This is a genomic window from Desulfomicrobium baculatum DSM 4028 (assembly GCF_000023225.1).
GTDB lineage: Bacteria > Desulfobacterota > Desulfovibrionia > Desulfovibrionales > Desulfomicrobiaceae > Desulfomicrobium > Desulfomicrobium baculatum.
On sequence record NC_013173.1, the window covers coordinates 2687393 to 2706588 of the forward strand.

At 61.2% G+C, this 19196-nt stretch carries 15 protein-coding genes; 2 read left to right on the forward strand and 13 right to left on the reverse strand.

Annotation, left to right across the window (positions count from 1 at the left end):
- Positions 1-47: 47 nt before the first annotated feature.
- From DBAC_RS11700 to DBAC_RS11715, 4 genes are all read right to left on the reverse strand, one after another.
- Positions 48-770: a formate dehydrogenase subunit gamma gene (locus DBAC_RS11700; RefSeq protein ID WP_015774505.1), complete on the reverse strand. Its 723-nt coding sequence runs from the start codon at positions 768-770 to the stop codon at positions 48-50.
- Positions 771-778: 8 nt separating this feature from the next.
- Positions 779-1534 carry a 4Fe-4S dicluster domain-containing protein gene (locus DBAC_RS11705; RefSeq protein ID WP_015774506.1) on the reverse strand — a complete coding sequence of 252 codons (756 nt, stop codon included), beginning with the start codon at positions 1532-1534 and terminating at the stop codon, positions 779-781.
- Positions 1534-3723 (reverse strand): molybdopterin-containing oxidoreductase family protein, encoded by a 2190-nt coding sequence (locus DBAC_RS11710; protein WP_015774507.1) that lies wholly within the window; start codon positions 3721-3723, stop codon positions 1534-1536. Before DBAC_RS11710 ends, DBAC_RS11705 begins: the two co-directional genes overlap by 1 nt.
- 94 nt (positions 3724-3817) lie before the next feature.
- Positions 3818-4159 carry a c-type cytochrome gene (locus DBAC_RS11715; RefSeq protein ID WP_015774508.1) on the reverse strand — a complete coding sequence of 114 codons (342 nt, stop codon included), beginning with the start codon at positions 4157-4159 and terminating at the stop codon, positions 3818-3820.
- Between the two features lie 280 nt (positions 4160-4439).
- Here DBAC_RS11715 and DBAC_RS11720 point away from each other — a divergent pair, with 280 nt between their 5' ends.
- A complete protein-coding gene (locus DBAC_RS11720; RefSeq protein ID WP_015774509.1) occupies positions 4440-5870 on the forward strand; it encodes a sigma-54 interaction domain-containing protein in 1431 nt (476 codons plus the stop codon).
- Positions 5871-6031: 161 nt separating this feature from the next.
- Here the strand turns inward: DBAC_RS11720 and DBAC_RS18425 are convergent, their stop codons facing one another.
- From DBAC_RS18425 to DBAC_RS11770, 9 genes are all read right to left on the reverse strand, one after another.
- The gene (locus tag DBAC_RS18425) at positions 6032-7351 is read right to left on the reverse strand and encodes a (Fe-S)-binding protein (protein ID WP_015774510.1); all 1320 of its coding nucleotides are present in this window, start codon (positions 7349-7351) and stop codon (positions 6032-6034) included.
- 86 nt (positions 7352-7437) lie between these two features.
- Complete coding sequence (locus DBAC_RS11735; protein ID WP_015774511.1) at positions 7438-8352, reverse strand: universal stress protein; 915 nt, start codon at positions 8350-8352, stop codon at positions 7438-7440.
- 21 nt (positions 8353-8373) lie between these two features.
- Entirely contained in the window at positions 8374-9291 is a 918-nt protein-coding gene (locus DBAC_RS11740; protein WP_015774512.1) for a CoB--CoM heterodisulfide reductase iron-sulfur subunit B family protein, read from the reverse strand.
- Positions 9288-9854 carry a 4Fe-4S dicluster domain-containing protein gene (locus tag DBAC_RS11745; protein WP_015774513.1) on the reverse strand — a complete coding sequence of 189 codons (567 nt, stop codon included), beginning with the start codon at positions 9852-9854 and terminating at the stop codon, positions 9288-9290. The genes DBAC_RS11740 and DBAC_RS11745 overlap by 4 nt, the downstream gene beginning before the upstream one ends.
- An 18-nt stretch (positions 9855-9872) precedes the next feature.
- On the reverse strand, positions 9873-13304 hold the full coding sequence (locus DBAC_RS11750; protein ID WP_015774514.1) for a 4Fe-4S binding protein: 3432 nt from the start codon (positions 13302-13304) through the stop codon (positions 9873-9875).
- A 16-nt stretch (positions 13305-13320) separates the two neighbouring features.
- Positions 13321-14463 (reverse strand): 4Fe-4S dicluster domain-containing protein, encoded by a 1143-nt coding sequence (locus DBAC_RS11755; protein ID WP_015774515.1) that lies wholly within the window; start codon positions 14461-14463, stop codon positions 13321-13323.
- A 20-nt stretch (positions 14464-14483) separates the two neighbouring features.
- Entirely contained in the window at positions 14484-14909 is a 426-nt protein-coding gene (locus DBAC_RS11760) for a hydrogenase iron-sulfur subunit (protein ID WP_015774516.1), read from the reverse strand.
- Between the two features lie 10 nt (positions 14910-14919).
- Positions 14920-16929, reverse strand: coding sequence for a CoB--CoM heterodisulfide reductase iron-sulfur subunit A family protein (locus DBAC_RS11765; RefSeq protein ID WP_015774517.1), 2010 nt, complete (start codon positions 16927-16929; stop codon positions 14920-14922).
- A 21-nt stretch (positions 16930-16950) separates the two neighbouring features.
- Positions 16951-17220, reverse strand: coding sequence for a transposase (locus DBAC_RS11770; RefSeq protein ID WP_015774518.1), 270 nt, complete (start codon positions 17218-17220; stop codon positions 16951-16953).
- Between the two features lie 457 nt (positions 17221-17677).
- On the opposite strand from DBAC_RS11770, the gene DBAC_RS11775 reads away from it, so the two are divergent.
- The gene (locus DBAC_RS11775; protein WP_015774519.1) at positions 17678-19087 is read left to right on the forward strand and encodes a sigma-54-dependent transcriptional regulator; all 1410 of its coding nucleotides are present in this window, start codon (positions 17678-17680) and stop codon (positions 19085-19087) included.
- Positions 19088-19196 lie beyond the last annotated feature (109 nt).

A 19196-nucleotide genomic window follows, 5' to 3' on the forward strand; every position in this document is an offset into this window, starting at 1 on the left:
GTTGAAATTTCCGCTCTTGCACCGCAGCGACTCTTATGAGCCCATGGCTAACCATCTTTTTCCTTTTCGGCGGACACCTGTGCAAACCACAGCGGATGGTGGTGTCTGGCGTAATGTTCGGGCACGCTACCCGTGAACATGGACAAAAAGGCCGGACGCTCCTCGCGGGAGATGGCGGCCATGAAAATGTGCACCAGCAGTCCCGCAAATACCAGGCCCACGGTCAAGTAGTGGATCACGCGGGACCAGGCCGCCGGTTCGGGGTTGTCCATGAATATGGTGGAAAAGAACATGGTCAGGCCCGTGGCCACGATCACGACCCCGCCCACCACCGAGGCCTGGGCAAAGACCTTCTGCCCGAAGTTGTAAAAACCCTGGGGAGGCAGGTCCGGGGTCAGGCCGAAGCGTTGCAGCCCTTTGCGGCCCAAGGTCATCTTCAGGTTCATCTTGGCCAGCCAGAGCATGTCGCTGGCCGGGGACACGGTGAAGACCTCTTTCAAAAAGACCCAAGTCTCCCGTGGCCTTAAGAGGACGTAGGCCAAAAATATCCCGGCCCAGACCAGGCCGAGGTACTGATGCACCATGAGCAGGTTTTCCCCTCCTCCGAAAAGGCTGCGCATCAGATTCGGCAGCCACGCGCCCACGGGGTTCAGCTCCTCGTTCTTGATAAGCCCCAGGCCCGTCAGCAGCAGGGCGAACCAGCAGAACGCGTTGAACCAGTGCATGAAGATGGAAAGCCTGGTATGTCTGTGGATCATTATTTCACTCATGGGGCACCTCAATCCTTCCCTGGGGCTGACGATTCATGTTCGCTCTCCTCCTTGTCCGGAGAAAAGATCTGCTTGGCCCACATGACTGCGACGCCCAGGGCTGACAGACCCACCGCCACCTTGACCACCGGATTGACCAGGCTGGCCAAGGCGGTGAACGCTCCGGGGAATTCCACTTCTCCCGCCCAGTCCGTGGGCGCGGTGGTGGCCACGTAGTACATGTTGGGCTTGGTATCGATGCCCCCTCTGGCCAGCACCCGTACGGTCGGCTTGTCCCGCAGCAAACGGGAAGCGTCGCTGTCCGGATCGTTCAAGTCCCCGAAGACCCGGGCCTTGGTCGGGCAGGTGTCCACGCAGGCCGGAAGAAGGCCGCGCTCAAGCCTGCCCGAACTGAAACAAAAATCGCACTTGTCCGGCACCCGCTTGTCAGGATGACGAAAGCGGGCACCGTAGGGGCAGGCCGTGATGCAGTTGCCGCAACCGATGCACAGCGCCTCGTTGACATGCACGATCCCGTTCTGCGGGTCCTTGTAGGTGGCGCCACTGGGGCAGGCCTGCACGCAGGTCGGATTGTCGCAGTGCATGCAGCCACCCGGCTGGAAGTGGGTTCGGGTCAGGGGGCCCTTAGAAAAATCAGGCATGGTGTGCTTGATCCAGTTGCGCCAGTATCCGTGGGGCACGTTGTTCTGCACCTTGCAGGAGACCATGCAGCCCTTGCAGTCGATGCACACCGAGGAATCGATGACCATGGCGTATTTTTTCATCAGCCGACCCTCCTCGTCACGGTGACCAGGGTTTCATGCATGGCCATGTTTCCGGAAATAAAATCCGCATGATCTTCCAGCACCTCGGCGATGCTCGCGCCCGTGTTGTACACCAGGGGCAACTGCGGAGACAGGGCCCCGAACCCGGTGGCCATATACACCGTCTCTTCCTCCATGCCTTCGAAAAGCCGGAGCGCGAGTTGCACCTTTCCGACCCCGCTGGCCACCTCGACCATCTCCCCGTCCTTCAGACCGAGCCCGGCCGCGGGCCTGGGGTGCATCCACAGGGTGTTTTCATCCATGAACTCGATGAGCAGGGCGTTGTTGGTGTTGCTGTGGGTGAAGAAGGCCGTGCGACCCACCACCAGCCTGAAGGCGCCCTCCTTGCGGCGCGGTGCCTTGTACACGGGCATGGGGTCGAGCCCTTCGTGGGCGTAGCGCTGGTTGAAGAGTTCGATCTTCTTCGCCTGGGTCTTGAGCGGCGAGTCGAAGTAGATGCCGTAGACCTTGCTCGGGTTGTAATACACGCCGTCGGCCTTGATGGCCTCAAAGGCTTCTGGGATGCTTTCCAGCTGCGATTTGCGGTATTCGTCCAGGGTGAAGTTGAAGCTCTCCGGGAAGCCCAGGCGCCTCGACAGCTCCGTGCAAATCGAGAGCATGTCACGGCATTCGTACATAGCCGGGACCACGGCGTCGCGCCACACGGCGCAGGCGCAGGCCGAGGAGCCCTGCAGGGCGGAGACGGGGTCGTTGCGCTCCAGAAAGCTTGGCGAAGGCAGGACCAGGTCCGAATACCAGGCAGTATCGCTCATGACGATGTCCGCGTTGACCACGAAATCCAGGTGCTTGAGCATCTCCAGGGTTTTGTTGCGATTGGCCGCTGTCTGCATGAAGTTGGTCTTGAAGGTGAACCACCCACGGATGGGATAGGGCTCCTCCTTAATGATGGCGTCGCGCATGAGCTTAAAAGACCCCTCATGATGGATGAGGCCCGGAGCCATGCCGTGGTCAATGCGGTCCTCGGGGTTGTCGTCGTACCAGGGCACGTCGAAGTACGGGGCGCGCACGCCCACTTCCCGCGCCGCCAGGATGCCACCGGGGCGATCCCAGTTCGACAACAGGGCGTTGGCGATGGCCATGGAGCGGCGGATCTGCGTGGAGTCCTCGTAGTCCGAGCTGCGACGGCCGGGATAGATCATCGCCGCCGGGGCCGCCGCCGCGATCTCGCGGGCGATGCGGCGGATGTCCTCGGCCGGGATTCCGCATTCCCCGGCCGCCCACTCCGGCGTGTACTGCCGCACATGGGCCGAGTACTCTTCGAGCCCGAACAGCATTTTTTCGGCAAAGTCCGGGTCATAGAGCCGCTCTTCGGTGATGACGTTGGTCAGGGCCAGAAAAAAGGCCATGTCCGTGCCGGGCCGAATGGCGTACCACTCGTCGGCCAGGGCGGCGGTCTTGGTGTAGCGCGGGTCCAGGACCACGATCTTGCAGCCGTTCTTGCGGGCTTCGATAAGGTCGATGGTGTCCGGGGTGATGATCGCCTCCAGGGGGTTGGCCCCGGAGATGATGATGTACTTTGAATAGAGCACGTCGGCGTATGGAGTCTCCCCGAAGGTGTCCAGGTACGCCCGGTTCTTGCTCAGCAGGCAGAGCGTCTCGTGCGAGGTGACATTATATGAGCCGAAGACCTCGGCAAAGCGGATCAGGAACTGTGACTGCATGTCCGAGCCCGGAGAAAACATGACGCCGCAGCGGGTGTATTTCTCCGCGATGCGTGTGAACTGCTCCGCAGCATGATCGAGAGCCTGCTCCCAGGTCAGCTGCTGCCATTTGCCCTCCCCGCGTGCGCCTTTGCGCAGGAGCGGAGTTTTCAGGCGGTTGGGATCATAGAGGTGCTCCACAGCCGCATTGCCGCGCGCGCAGACCATGCCCCTGGATTTGAGGAATTTGGGGTTGGGGTCGAGCTTGACCACCCGGCCGTTCTGCACCCGCGCGATCATGCCGCAACGGTTGAAGCACATGTCGCAGACCGTATAATGCGAGGTAATCGGAGCCTGCGGCGACGCTGCAGCAGCGTGCGCCGTGGACACATAGCCCTTCAGCGCAGGGACGCCGGCGGCGGTGGCCGCGACCGCCGCCGACGCCTGCAGAAATCCGCGTCTGGAGAGTGTTTTCCCTTCGGTTTTCATCCCGTGTTCCCTTGTCAAACTACCGGTGGCGGGTTTCAATATTCCTGCTCCTTCATGCATGTTCAAACTTCGTGGCCAATATTGGGCCGCGCGATCAGCCGCACTTGGCCGGGGTCGGGGAATCCTTGGCACCGTCGTGGAGATAACGGAAGATGTCCTGACGATCCTCATCGGAAATCTTGGACCACTCGTCCTTGCAGGGCAGGTCGCCGTAGTTCTCGAACACGGCCTTCCACTCGGCCTGGGTCTTGGCGTCGGGTCCGAGATAATGGGCGGGCTTGGCCCCCACGGGATTTTCCATATGGCACGGGCGGCAGTTCTGACGGAACAAAAAACGGCCCTTGCGCGCGTTGCCCGCTTCGCTGGCCACGGAAATGCCTACATAGGACACCAGGATCAGCGCAGCGGCGATGCCGATGAAAGTCTGCTTGTTCATGATTCACTCCTGTTCATATAAGATTGGATAAAAGGTTCTTTGTCATAGTATTGCCGGAATTTGTGAATATCGTAAAGCAGAACGCATACCAACACGCCCTTTCCAAACGAAGCATACTATCCTTCTGATTTATTGAAGGAAAAAAGAGAATGGCCCGGCGTGGTGCGGCTAAGCGGCATTGACAACTGTTTAATCGTGTAGCAGTTGTTAAAATGTTTTAAACAACTAACTCTAATTCCCGTTCAGGGCTCGTACGCCTCCGTGCGGCCTGAGGAGGGTCATGAATCGCTCTTTCCCCCCTGCTGCCAACCATAAGCCTCAACCCGCCCTCTCACCAACGCCGCCGCTAGAGACCCACTGGCACGAAATCGTGGATATCATGCAAGAGGGGCTGTTGCTGGTGGACCCGGACGGCTCCATCAAGATGGTCAACCGGGCCCTGGAGGAAATCACCGGATACACCCGTGACGAACTCATCGGTGCCAACTGCTCCCTCTTCAAATGCGACGCCTGCCGCCGGGTACGCTCCGAAGCTCGCCAGGCCTGGTGCAAGCTCTTCGAACAGGGTGTTTACGTGCGCCGAAAATGCAGCATCATGCGCAAGGACGGAACCTATGTTCCGATCCTCAAAAGCGCCTCCATTCTGCACGCCGAGGACGGGAGTACGGTCGGGGCCGTGGAAACCATGACCGACCTTTCGGAGCTGGATCGCAAGGAAAACGAACTGCAGCAGCTCTCGCGGATGCTTGACGAAGAGACCATGTTCCACGGCATGGTCGGACATTCGGCGCAAATGCGCAGGGTCTTCCATCTGATCGAAAAGGCCGCCCAGAGCGACGCGCCGGTGTTCATCTACGGAGAATCGGGCACGGGCAAGGAGCTGGTGGCGCGGGCCATTCACGATCTGGGACCCAGAAGCGACCAGCCTTACGTACAGTTCAACTGCGCGGCCCTGAACGAGGCGCTCCTTGAGAGTGAACTGTTCGGGCACGTCAAGGGCGCGTTCACCGGAGCCTTCAGGCATCGCCAGGGCCGCTTCGAGGCCGCCCATGGCGGAGACATCTTTCTGGACGAGATCGGCGATCTGCCCATGCCGGTCCAGGTCAAGCTCCTGCGCGTGCTGGAGACCAAGACCTTCGAGCGGGTCGGGGACAACCGTCAGCTGTCCGTGGATGTGCGCATCATCACAGCCACAAATAAAGTCCTGCCCGAGCTTATCTCCCAGGGCCAGTTCCGCGAAGACCTGTTCTACCGCATCAACGTCATCCCCGTGCATCTGCCCTCCCTGCGCGAACGCAAGGAAGACATCCCGCTCCTGGCCGATTACTTCATCCAGCGACTGCGCATGAAGAGCGACAAGGACATCAAGGGGCTCAGCCCCCAGACATTGAGACTGTTCATGGACTATTCCTGGCCGGGCAACGTGCGCGAGCTGAAAAGCTCCCTGGAATATGCTTTCGTGCTGGCCGACCACGGACATATCGAGCCGGAGCATCTGCCGCACAACGTCGTCGTGACCGCGCCCCCGGTGGCAGAACCACGATACGGCAATCCCGGCCATGACTCACAAAGACAGCAGCTTGTCCAAGCCCTGCACCAGGCCGGCGGCAACAAGTCGGAGGCGGCCAGGATCCTGGGCATCAACCGCGTGACGGTGCTGAACCGCATGCGCAAGCACGGCATTGACATGACCAGGGTCATCCAGTCCTGAAAAGTCGAGATGAATGCGGACCAAGGAAAAAATGTAATTTGTATGCATTACCGCAAACTTACCACGTCAAAAGCCGAAACTTGAACGCCAAGTTTCGGCCTCATTTTCATTCAGAAACGTCATTCATCAAAAGCATCCGCCATTGTGATGGAGCCCCCATATTAGACCGCGATCTCCGGGTGAAACACGCCCACCTCCTTCAGATCGTCACCCAGATACGTCCGTTCGTTGGGTCCGAGGATGCCAAGAGAGAGGCAGATCAGGGTCCACAGGTGCACCACGCCGTAATGGCCTTCGTAATGTTCGCTCAGTTCATGGATCTGGGCATGGCAGTTGTGGCAGGCGGCGATGCAATAATCGGCTTTGGTCGCCTTTATCTGCGAGTCCTTGGTCTGACCGTAGGCTAGGCGCTGATCCTTGAAGCCCGACTGCAGGAATCCGCCGCCGCCGCCGCAGCAATAGTTATTGGAGCGGTTGGGCTGCATGTCGATGAAGTTCTCCTCGCCGACGATTGATTTCACGACAAAGCGCAGGTCTTCGGCGATGGCGTCCCCGTAGCTTTTCCGCACGATCTGACACGGGTCCTGCACGGTGAACGTTATCTTCAGGTCCTTGTTCCAGTCGGAGTTGACTTTGAGTTTTCCCTCCCTGATCCATTTCGCGTAATATTCGTAGATGTTTTTGACTTCGAAACGATGCTCTATACCGAATTTTTCCAGTCCGGCCCGGACTGAGTACGTGACGTGGCCTCACTCCGTGTTGAGAAAGACCTTGCACCCCAGCTCGCTGGCCTTGTCCGCCGATTGGCGCGTCAGGCGCTCCCAGCTCTGGTTGTCCGCCAGAAACATGCAGTAGTTCTCCCCGGCCCAGCCCTTTGAACCATACGTCCAGTCCGCTCCGACCAGATGCAGGATCTTCCACAGGGGCAGCAGTTCGTCGGGCTCGGTCACAGGCTCGCGCGAGTTCTGGTTCAGGAAGAATTCCGCGCCCTCCTTGTCGATGGGCGCTTCCATGTCCGCGAATTCGGGCTGCGCCTCACGGCACTCCATCAGGATGTCGTCGACCACGAAGGCGAAGTCATCCGGCGCGGTGCCCATGGCGCTGCCGCTCTCGTTCTTGAGGGCCATGTCGCAGGAGCCCATGATGCCCTTGGGGCGGGTCTCCCGGGGCCAGGCCGCCCGAACCTCGTAGACCAGGCGGGGAATGTCGATCTTCATGGGGCAGGCGTAGATGCAGCGTTGACACATGGTGCACATCCACACCCACGGCGTGCCCAGGATTTCTTCGTCCATGCCCAGCGCCGCCATGCGCAGAAACTTGCGGGGGTCCATGTTTTCCAGGCCGGAAGCCGGGCATCCGGATGAACATGCCCCGCAGGTCAGACACATGTTCAGGTTCCCTCCCTCGGGCAGAATGTCCCTGACTGTTTCCAGAAAGGAACTTTTTCCGCGACCAAGCTCGATTATCTTTCCGTTCAACATCCCGGTATCCCCCGAAATGAATGGTTTCCCAAACGACTGAAACGGGTGCGGGGAAGGCCCTTTGCCAGCCCCGCGCCCGCGAACACCTATGCCGTGGCCGCGACTTCAACCACCTGGCCGGTCTGATCGTACATCAGCCCGCAGCGCAGGTCGAAATGGCGGTTGACGCTCATGGTCGGACAGGGCGCGTTGACCGAAACCTGCACCACCGTGGAACCGAGGAAGGCCTCTTCCGGGTCGTCGGCGTTGGAGTGGTGGGCCATGATGATCAGATCCGCGCCGATCTGGGTGGCCATGTTCAGGATCTCCATGGCCGGCCTGCCGAAGCGCCCCGCGTAGACGCAGTTGTCGATGCCCTGCAGCCGGTCGCCGTATTCGGCGTTGAGCCTGGCTTCGATCTCGGCGCGGCCCTGAGGTGAATCCGTGGAGGTTTCGCTGACGTTCATGAGCGTGAGCCTGGCCTTGTACTGCCGCACCATCTGACCGCCGTAGCTGACCGCGCATTCGGACTGCTCGGAAAAGTCCGTGGCCACGAGGATGTTGGAGAAGGCCGGATCCTTGCACTCCACGGCGCGGTGCACGATCATGACCGGGCAGCGCGCCTTCTGGCTGACCCGCTCCAATGTGCTGCCGGCCATGCCCCACATCTGGGCCCGCTTCTCCTCATATTCCTTGGTGTGCGGCCCCATGACCACCAGATCCGTGTCCTTCTTGCGCGCCAGGCGCAAAAGCTCATTATGCGGAATTCCGGCCACGACCTGCACCTTGGCATTAGGCAAATCGGCCAGCAGGGATGCGTACATCTCCCGAATGCGCGCCTCCAGCCGGGCCGTCTCGCCCGAGGCCTCCAGGGTCTCGATGGAACCCCAGCCCTGCTCCATGCCGGCCACGTGGACCAGATACAGGTTGGATTCAAACTTCTTGGCAAAACCCACCGCGGATTCGACCGCGCATGCATCCACGCCGCTGGGCGTCACGCCTACGATGATGTCCTTGAACATAACTACCCCCTTTGTTTTTAATCAAATTTCGCGGGCAAGCGTCTCGTCACCTTCGCCTGGCGGTTCATGCCGCCAGGCCCGGGATCTGATCCCGGCGCGCATGCTCCCGTCCATGCTCATGTTCGTGTTCAGGCGCACGGAAGGCTCTTCCAGTCCGAACGCGAGCCCCATGAGCTGGGTCAGGTACAAAATCGGCACGTAGTGGCCCCCGGCCGCGGCGTCATGCTGATAGGCCTCCAGGTTCATCTGGCACAGCGGGCAGACCGTGGCCACGGCGTCAACGCCTTCGGCGGCCTCCAGAATGGCGGCCACGGAGTGCATGGCCACCTCCGGATGGGTGACCATGAGCGAGGCGCCGCAGCACTTGTTGCCCACGTCCCACGGCTGGGGCTTGGCCCCGAGGGCGCTCAGCACATTGTCCATGGTCATGGGTTTGCGCGGATCATCGAAAACCTCGTAGGGGCGCAGGATCTGGCAGCCGTAGTACGGCGCCACCCGCATCCCGCCCATGTCCACGGCGACCTTCTCCTTTACGGCATCAAGCCCGATGTCGTTGACCAGAACGTCCAGAATGTGCCGTACCCCAACCGTGCCTCGGTAATTCAGATCCACCGCGCCAAGGGCCTCGTTGACCCGGGCGTGCAGTTCCTTGTGGCCGACGACCTCGCGGTTAACCTTCAGGAGATTGAGATAGCAGGCGCTGCATGGGGCCAGCACGTCGAGCCCGGCCAGATCCCTTTCGGCCAGGGCAAGATTGCGGGCTGGAAGAGCGTAATTCATGAGCGCGCTGACCGGTTCGGCCGCGCTGGCCCCGCAGCAGGTCCAGTCCGGTATATCGACGAGTTCCACCCCGAGGGCGGCCATGACGGCCCGCACGGACACGTCGAACTCCCGGGCGCTTTCCTGTAGCGAGCAGCCTGGATAATAGGCGTATTTCATGATTGATCCTCCATCTCACGCACCTTGGCGAAGAGTTCCTTGAGGCGTCCCTTCTGGGCGCTGCTTGGCGCGTGCAGCTTGCCGGCCTTCATCATGCGCACCCCCAGAGGCAGGTAGTGCAAAGGCAGGAACGGATCGCGGCTTTTCAGGAAGTAGCCGGGCATGAGGCTCGTCTCCTGCACGCGCCCGTACTTCTCCACGTTGTCCATGAATGCGTCGTAGAAGGCGCTGTTCTTGCGGATCTTCCAGGTCCCCCGTTCGCGCGCCAGGCGCTTCAGGGCGCCCATGGCCCGCGTCAGCTTCAGCCCGCGCGGGCAGCGCAGGGTGCACATGTAGCAGGACGAGCACATCCAGAAGGTCTTGCTTTCAAGAATGGTATCCAACATGCCGAACTGCACCATGCGCCACATCTGCCGGGGCGTCACATCCATGGCGAAGCCGTTGGGGCAGGACGCGGTGCACGTCCCGCACTGCATGCAGGCCCCGAGCTCGCCGCGCAGCTCTGCAAGAACTTCCCGGGTCACGGAGTCCGGGCTCCATGGTTTTGTTTGCGTCTGGTTCATGATCCACCTTCCCTTGGCCTAGGCCAATTGTTCCAGGGCGGCGTCGATCACCGCCATCATCGGTCCGTCATGGAAACCCTTGATCACTGTTGCGCTGTTGGGACAGACCGCCGCGCAGGCGCCGCAGCCCTGACAGAGCATCTCGTCCACCAGTATGAGCTCGTTTTCCAGATCCACGGTGCGCGCCCCGTAGGGACAGGCCGCCACACAGGCTTGGCAGAGGGAGCAGAGGGACGGCCGCACCGTGGCCACCAGGGTCTCCCGGGCCACCTTGCCCGCGGAGAGGATGCGCAGGGACTGCTGGGCCGCCGCCTTGGCCGAGGCCACGGTTTCGGCCATGCGCCGGGGCGAATGGGCTAGCCCGCACATGTAGACGCCCTGCTTCAGGAAATCCACGGGCCGCCACTTGCTGTCGGCTTCCTGGAAGAATCCGTTGCGGTCGGTCTTGACCCCGAAAATCTCCACCAGATCATCCACGTCATTGGGCTCCACCCCGCTCGACAGGGACAGGATGTCGGCGTGCACCTCTATTTCCGCGCCCAGGATCGGATCCAGGGCCCTGATCACGGGCTTGCCCTCGACAAAGGTCACTTTCGGCGGATTTTCCGGATCGTAGCGGATAAAGATCACTCCGGCCTTGCGCGCCTGGGTGTAGTAGCTTTCAAGAAAACCCTGGGCCATGATGTCGCGGTAGAAGACATAGATGGACAGCTCGGGCTTACGCTCCTTCATGGTCAACACGTTCTTGAGCATCTCGGGGCAGCAGATGCGGCTGCAGTAGTTGCGCTCGCCTTCCTTGCGGGACCGCCAGCACTGGATCATGGCCACCGCGCCAAGGCTGCCCACATCGAGCGCGCCGGTGGACAGCTTCTCCTCCAGGCCGAAGTGGGTCATCACGGTCCTGTGGACGCAGAAGCCGCTCTCGTAGATCTTGGCCTCATGGCCGCCCGTGGCCAGGATGGTCACCCCGTGCTCCAGCGGGAAGATGCCGTTCTCGCCGCTGATGGCGGAGCGGAAGCGCCCGGCGCTGCCACGGGACAGGACCACGCGTGCGTCCTTGAAGACCTTGATGCGCGGGTGCTTCTCCACCTGGGCGATGAGGTCCTCCATGTACTTGCGCGGGTCCGTGCCATCGAGTTGGGTGTGCAGGCGCAGGGCCATGCCGCCCAGTTCCTCCTCGGCCTCCACCAGACAGACCCCGAAACCCTGGTCGGCGATGGCCATGGACGCGGTCAGACCGGCCAGACCTCCGCCCACCACCAGAGCCGAGCGCGACACATCCATGAGCACGTCCGGCGGCGTAGGATCGACTCCCTGCAACTTGGCCACGGCCATGGACAGACTGGAGAATATCTCGCGGGCCACATCCACGGCGTCCTGACCGTTGAAGGTCGGGGTGTGCACGTCGACCACATCCATGAGCGCCGGGTTGAGCCCCACGGTGCGGGCCATCTCTTTCAAGCGCGGAATGTAGGCGTAGGGCATGCAGGCCCCGATAAGGATGCGGTTGGGCTTTTTCTGCTTGACTGTTTCAAGGATCTGCTTCCAGCCGGCCTCGGTGCAGGCCTGGAACACGGGCAGCACGGTGCCGACCGAGTGAACCCGGCCCACGGTGCGCGCCAGTTCTTCCAGGTTCACCGCCTTGCCCAGGGTCGGGCAGGAGGTGCACATGGCAACCAATGTGCGCACCGGCTCGCGGGAAACATCGGGATATTCCGGTTCCGGGGGCGCGGGGGCCGGCCCCAGCACGTCGTAGATATTGATCATGCGCGCGGCGGCTTCGGACGCGGCTCCTGCCTGCATGACGGACTCGGAGATATCCCGAGGCTCGCCGAAGGAACCGGCCGCGAACACGCCGACGCGACTGGTCCGCTCAGGCGCGTAGGGCTGGGTCTTGCAAAAGCCCCACTCATTGGTCTCGATGCCCACCGTGGCCGCGAACGTGTCCATGCCCTTGGGAGGTCTGGCACCCACGGCCAGGACGACCATGTCGAACTCTTCCGAGCGGCGCGTGCCGTCGTCGTTCAAGGATTCAAGCACCACCCCGCCGCCCTCGGCGGCAGGAAGCACGGAATGCGGCCGGTTGCGCACGAAATGCACGCCCTGCTCCACGGCCCGCAGGCGGTAATCGTCCCAGCCTTTGCCGAAGGTGCGCATGTCCATGTAGAAAATAGTGGCATCGACCGCCCCGTTTGTGATCTTCTTGGCCAGCATGGCCTCCTTCATGGAAAACATGCAGCAGACCGAGGAGCAGTAGTTGGCGTTCTTGCCCACATCGCGCGAGCCCACGCACTGAATCCAGGCGATCCTTCGCACCGGCTTGTTGTCGCCCGGACGGTTAAGCTTGCCACCCGTGGGCCCGGTGCCGCTCAACAGGCGCTCGAACTCCACGGCGGTGAGCACGGCCGGATGGCCGTATCCCCAGATATCGCGCCCGCCGTTTGGGTTCATGTCGGGATTGTAGCAGTCAAAGCCTCCGGCCAGGATCACCGCGCTGACCTGCAATTCCTCCGTGGTGTCGGACATGATGCGCATGTAGTGCTTGTCCAGCCAGGGCACGAATTTCTTGGACGAAAGCGGCTTCATGAACTGGTCCCGCGCTCCGCGCCGGATCAGTTCGGCGGCAGCCTCCTCTTCTCCGGCCGCAGTCAGGACGGCCACGGGCATGCCGGGGTAAAGTTCCTTGGCGCGGGCCATGACGCGCTGGGCATCGACGCCCTGCAGATTCAGGCCCACGAGCACGAAATTGATCTGCGCGTCGGACTCAAGCAGATCCAGGGCCTCCTGGCCGCTGGCGGCCTCAAAGACCGGAAAATGCAGATGCTCAAGGCTTTGCCGTACCGTCAGGCGGGTCTGTTCATCCTCGTCCGCGACCAGAATGCCGAACTGCGCCCGCTCTTCGAATTTGAGATCAATGGCCCCGGTCGGGCAGGCCTCGTGGCATTTCCAGCAGCGAATGCAGTTGTCCAGGTCCAGCACGTAATGGTTGGGGATGGCGTGGGGCACGGGCAGATACACGGCCGAACGCTGTGTCAGCCCGGCGTTGAATTCGCTCGGAACCTTGACCGGACAGACCTCGGAACACTTCCCGCAACTGACGCATTTGTGCGGATCGACCAGCGGAGAACGGCGGCTCAGGCTGACGAAGAACTTGCCCGGTTCGCCCTCCAGGGAGGCAAGCTCCGTAGAGAGCATCAGATCTATGTTTTCATGGAACATGCCCTTGCGCAGACAAAACTGGCTGGACGCATCCCGGCTCATGAGTGGAAGCATGCGGCACATGCCGCAATGATCCGAGGGAAACTGGTAATCCAGCTGGCTTAAGATGCCGCCATGACTGGGGCGTTTGTCGATCAGGGCCACCTTGTGTCCGGTCACGGCCAGATCAAGAGCCGCCCGGATTCCGGCGATGCCCGCGCCCACCACCAATGCGCCGTATTGTTTCCTCATTGCCTCCTCCTCGGGTTCACGCCAGGTGCGAAACCGTATCCTGATATTCGTCCTCCCTGAACACCGTCAGGGGCGGAGCCTGGTCCAGACTCAGGCCAGGCTCGTAATCGAAACTCTTCTGCGTGCGGGCGGCCACGGTGCGGAAAAGCTCCACGACCTCCACCCCGTTGGGGCAAGCGTTGGAGCATTGGCCGCAACCGACGCAGGCCGTGCTCATGTGCGCCATGCGCGTCAGGTGGTAGAAGACCGTGTCCGTGGGCAGCTTGAGGCTGCCCTTGCGCTTGGCCCAGTCCAGGTATTGCCAGGGCTTGTGCTCGAAGACGTCAGTGTTGAAGACGCACTCCTTGCAGTAACAGACCGGACAGGCCACCCGGCAGTTGTAGCAGTTCACGCAGGAACCCAGGTATTGGGCCAGTTTCTCCAGGGTCGAGGTCCGCTCCTCCACATCCTTGAACATGGCGTCGCGCGCGACCTCGCGTTCACTGACCAGGGCGGCGACAGCGGCCTCGCGCTTTCCGCCGGGCTCCTGCGCCGGCAGCCCCATGGCTCCGAGCAGGGCCTCTCCGCGAGGGCTGGCGGCCATGACCTGGATGCCTGTGGAAACATCGCCCCCGAAAAGGCCGACAACCATGTCCGTGCCTTGCGGCGTGGGATGCTCGCAGACCCGGCAAGCCCCGGCCAGATCCACGGCGGCGGGTTTGCGCCCCTCGGCCAGGGCCTTGTGGAAATCGGCGCTGGCAGCCATGGGCTCGCGCTCGCCCAGAAATTCGCGGTAATGCATGTTGTCGTAGGCTCCCGGACAATCCATGCCGATGAGGATGACCTCTTCCAGAGAGCCCTGGTTGAGCTTGACCAGCTCCACAAAGGCCCGGATCTCGCAAGGGCGCATGACCACGGCGAAACGCTCTCCGGCCGAGCCTTTGCTCAGACGCGAAACAAGTTTGGCGCTATTCAGGGGAAAGGCCGGAGCCAATGGATCGGCCCGGTCCAATTGGGCCGGATCGGTGACCAAGGTCGGCATGGGCATGCCGCCGCCGAAAAGGTGCACGGGGACCATGATCCCGGACAGGGACTCGTCCGCCAGCAATTTCCTGAAAAAATCCTGCAGGGCCGGCACCGGGCCGTTTTCGCCGACTTCAATCCGTACAGTGGTGGCCATGATTGTTCCTCCCCGTCCGCTTAAAGGGCTGCCATGCCGCGCACGTCCAGCGGCCCGAGCTCCCGTATTTCATTGATGAAATTATTGACCGTGGCCGCAAACTCGTTGCCCTCGCTGGCTCCGACCCAGGTCAGGCAGAGCCGCCGCTGGTCGATGCCGAACTGCGGCAGGATCTCGTTCAAGAGCTTGACCCGCCGCCGGGCCTTGTAGTTGCCGTTTATGTAGTGGCAGTCACCGGGGTGGCAGCCGCTGACCAGCACCCCGTCGGCCCCGGACAAAAGTGCCTTGATGACATATTTGGGATCAACCATGCCGGTGCACATCATGCGCACCAGACGTACGTTGGGCTGCTGCACCATGCGCGAGGTTCCGGCCAGATCGGCGGCGGTGTAGGTGCACCAGTTGCAGACAAAAGCCAGAATGGCGGGTTCAAATTCCTGGTTCATGCAATCCTCCTCACGCCCCTGCTCGGTTCGCGGGTTCGTAAATGTCTCCAATCAGGGCCATTATGTCCGGTTTGCGGTCCAGCAGACCGTCTATCTCGTTGAAAACCTGCACCTGGCGGAAATGCTTGATCTGGGCCGCGCCGCTGGGACAATGCCCGGCACAGCTGCCGCAGCCCTTGCACATGGCCTCGTTGATGACCGCTATGTGGCGACGCTCGTCGAACTCGATGGCCGAGTACGGGCACAGGCCGATGCACATCTTGCAGCCGACGCAGATGTCGGGATTGATCCAGGAGGTCGTGGGGGAAATGGACACCACTCCGCGCGCAGCCAGGGCCAGAGCCTGCGCCGCGCCACCGGCGGCGTGGGCCACGGCGTCGGGGATGTCTTTCGGGCCTTGACAGGTTCCGGCCAGGTAAATGCCGTCCGAGGCCGTGGAGACGGGACCGAGCTTGGGATGCTCTTCCAGGAAGAATCCGTCCCGACCCTGGGACACGCCGAAGATGCGGGCCACTTCCGTGGTGTCGGGGCGAGCCTCCATGGCCGTGCACAGGACGACCATGTCCACGGGCACGCGCAGCCGCGTACCGAGCAGGGTATCCTCGCCCACCACGACCAGCTTGCCGTTTTCCTGCACGACTTCGGAAGGTCTGCCGCGCACGAAGGTCACCCCTTCGTCCTGAACGCGGCGGTAGAATTCCTCGTATCCTTTGCCGAAACAGCGCATATCGATGTAGAAATTATAGACTTGCGCCCCGTGCCCGACCTTGTCTTTTATCAGGTGGTCGTATTTCAGGGCGTACATGCAGCAAGTGCGGGAGCAGTATTCGTGATAATTCGTGTCGCGGCTGCCCACGCAATGGATTATGGCAACGCTTTCCGGGGCCTGGCCGTTCTTCATCAGGATCTTGCCGCCGGTGGGGCCCACCGCGTTGTTCAGCCGCTCGAACTGCAGGGCGGTATAGACCTCCGGATAGCGGCCGAAACCGTATTCGGTCATGGGCGTGGGATCCATGGTGTCGTATCCCGTGGCCAGGATCACGCTGCCCACATGATAGACCTCTTTGCGGTCCTGCTGGGTGAAATCGATGGCTCCGGTGGGACAGGTCTTCTGGCAGATGCCGCACTTGCCCTTGGTGAGCATCTTGCAGTGCTCGGCGTCGATGACCGGGGTGCTGGGCACGGCCTGGGGAGAATTGCGGTAGATGGCCCGGCGCATGCCGAGGCCTTCCTCGAATTCGCTGACCACCTTGGTCGGGCATTTTTCCAGGCACGCCCCGCAGCCGGTGCAAATGTCCTCGCGCACGTAACGCGCCTTGCGCCGCACCGTGACCGTGTAGTTGCCGACAAAGCCCGTGACTTCCTCGACCTCGCTCCAGGTCAAGAGGTCGATGTTCGGCTCCTGGGCCACGGCCACCATTTTCGGGGTGGAGATGCAGGCCGCGCAGTCCAGGGTGGGAAAGGTCTTGTCGAATTGGGCCATGTGCCCGCCGATGGACGGGGACTTCTCGACCAGGATGACGCGGTGCCCGGAACGGGACACATCAAGCGCGGCCTGGATGCCGGCGATGCCCGCGCCCACAACCATGACATCGGGCACCACGGCCACTTCGCGGGAATGCAGTTCCTGATGCCTGCGCACCCGCAGCACCGCGGCTTCGACGATGTGCTTGGCCTTGGCCGTGGCTTCGCCCTTGTCCGCGGTCACCCATGAGCAATGCTCGCGGATGCAGCAATGCTGCATGAGGTACGGATTGAGCCCGGCCCTGGCGCAGGCCTTCTGAAATGTCTTTTCATGCAGACGCGGCGAACAGGAGGCCACCACCACCCGGTCCAGCCCATGCTCATTTATGTCCCGGATGATCATATCCTGTCCGGGGTCTGAACACATGAACTGATAGTCGCGCGCAATGGCGACGTTTTTGAGCCCACGGGCAAAAGCGGCCACCTCCGGACAATCGACCTTGCCCGCGATGTTCGAACCGCAATGACAGACATACACCCCGATCCTTCTGGCCATGTCATCCCCCTTGTCCCTTGATCAGCGAAGACTTCCGCCCTTGTTGAGTTCCAGGGTCAATTCACCCACCAGACGCTTGAGTTTCTCGTTCTCGACCGCCAGGTCCGATTGGCTTGGCGCCCTGGGCTGCTCCTCGAAAATAAGGTGGCAATGCTCCAGAAAATGCCCTCGCCATTTATAGTACAGACCCGGCCGCAGCTCATGGTTTCGGCAGATCTCGTTCACACACCCGCCCATGAGCCCTTCGAGCACGATACGCGCCTTGGTCCTTGCGTCCCATTTGCGTTTCATCCTCAATTCCTCCTCGCAGGGGGCACCCTGACAGCAGACCTCTGCCCCCCTTGCCGGGAAAGGCAAATAATGCATTGCCCCTTCCATGCGCCGGCATCAAAGTTACATTTCAATCCATATTCACAATGTAAAAGAACTCCGCTCCAGAACACCCACGCTCTCTCATGTTGTCCCTAAAAACACATTGCATGCCGAAACCTGTATTCTAAACTAATCCAGACAAATAAATCAAAAACAAGCGACACGGATACGTTGAGAACAGGTGAGAGACAAATCCATATTGTCTTGGGACAAAAGATGAGTCTTACTTGACGAGACATCAAAACAGTGTAGGTGAGAGCCATGGTCTCGCAAGTGCCTGTGCATGTCTTTGCAGCAGAGACAGCACTCTCTTTTGTGACACGCCAAAAGGCCAGACAGTCGTCTTGCGAGGCAAGACAACACTCCGGGAGCCCTCATGAGCAACATTCTGATCATTGATGGAGATGTGGCTTTCTGCCAAGTGCTGATGGCGGAAATGGCCAAGAACAACCTGCACGCGGCCCACAGCACGACCCTCTCCAAAGGTCTGGCCATGCTGCACGTAGGCGAATTTTCCCTGGTCCTGCTTGGCGACGAGGCCAGCGGCAAGAACAACAGCCTGGACTTTTTGTCCACCCTGCGCGAGGTCCCGTCGCGGCCGGAAATCATCGTCATATCCAAAAATCGCGACCCTGACGCGGCCGAGGCTGCGATCCGTGGCGGGGCCTGGAACTTCATGCCCAAGCCGGTGAACATGCAACGCCTCATGGTGCTGGCCCAGAGGGCGCTGGAGTACCACCGCGAACGTCCGGCCAAATGCGCGCCCGTGTCCCTGCGGCGCGAAGGCATTGTCGGCAACAGCCGCCTGCTCAATTCCTGCCTGGACATCGTGGCCCAGGCCGCGTCCACGGACGTGAACGTGCTCATCACCGGCGAAACGGGCACCGGCAAGGAACTCTTTGCCCGCGCCATCCACGCCAACAGCTCTCGCGCGAACAAACCCTTCGTGGTCGTCGATTGCGCGGCCCTGCCCGAAACGCTGGTGGAAAGCATGCTTTTCGGCCATGAGCGGGGTGCGTTCACCAGCGCGGAAAACCGTTCCGTGGGGCTCATCAAACAGGCCGACGGCGGGACATTGTTTCTGGACGAAGTGGGCGAACTGCCCGTGAGCACGCAAAAGGTGTTCTTGCGCGTGCTGGAAGGACGCAGCTTCCGGCCCGTGGGCGGCGCAAAAGAGATCAGCAGCAATTTCAGGCTGGTGGCGGCGACAAACCGCGATCTTGAGGCCATGGTCCGCGCTGACACCTTTCGCCGGGACCTCTTTTACCGCCTACGCGGAATCCGCCTGGAACTCTCTCCCCTGCGCGACCTGCTCGACGACCTGAACGATCTCATCTGCCACTTCGTCCGCCGCGCCTGCAAGCGGCTGGGCATAGACAACAAGGGCTTTGCGCCGGATTTGCTGGACACGCTCCTGCAATACGAATGGCCGGGCAACATCCGTGAACTGATCAATGCCCTGGATCAGGCCGTGGTCCGCGCCGGGACCGAACCCATCCTCTACCCCCAGCACCTGTCCCGGAACATCCGCGCCAATGTCGCGCGACTGCAGGTCGCGGAACTTCCCGTGCTTGAGGAGAGGACACCGCCAATCACGGACAAAGACACCTTTCCCACCCTCCGGGAATACCGCGAAAAGCACATGGCCGAACTGGAGACGTGGTACCTGAAGAATCTGATGCTGATCAGCAAGGGCGACATTCCCACGGCCTGCCGGCTTTCCGGACTGTCCAGGCCGAGAATCTATGCCCTGCTCAAGGAAAGGGACGTGGAGAAGAACGCATGATGTCCCTTCAAATAAATGAATCCAAATAGATACGTCACATATCGCCACTGCAGGACAACTCCATTTTCCGCTTGCAATGCTACGGAAAAAGAGTAGTCCCACCGCCTAT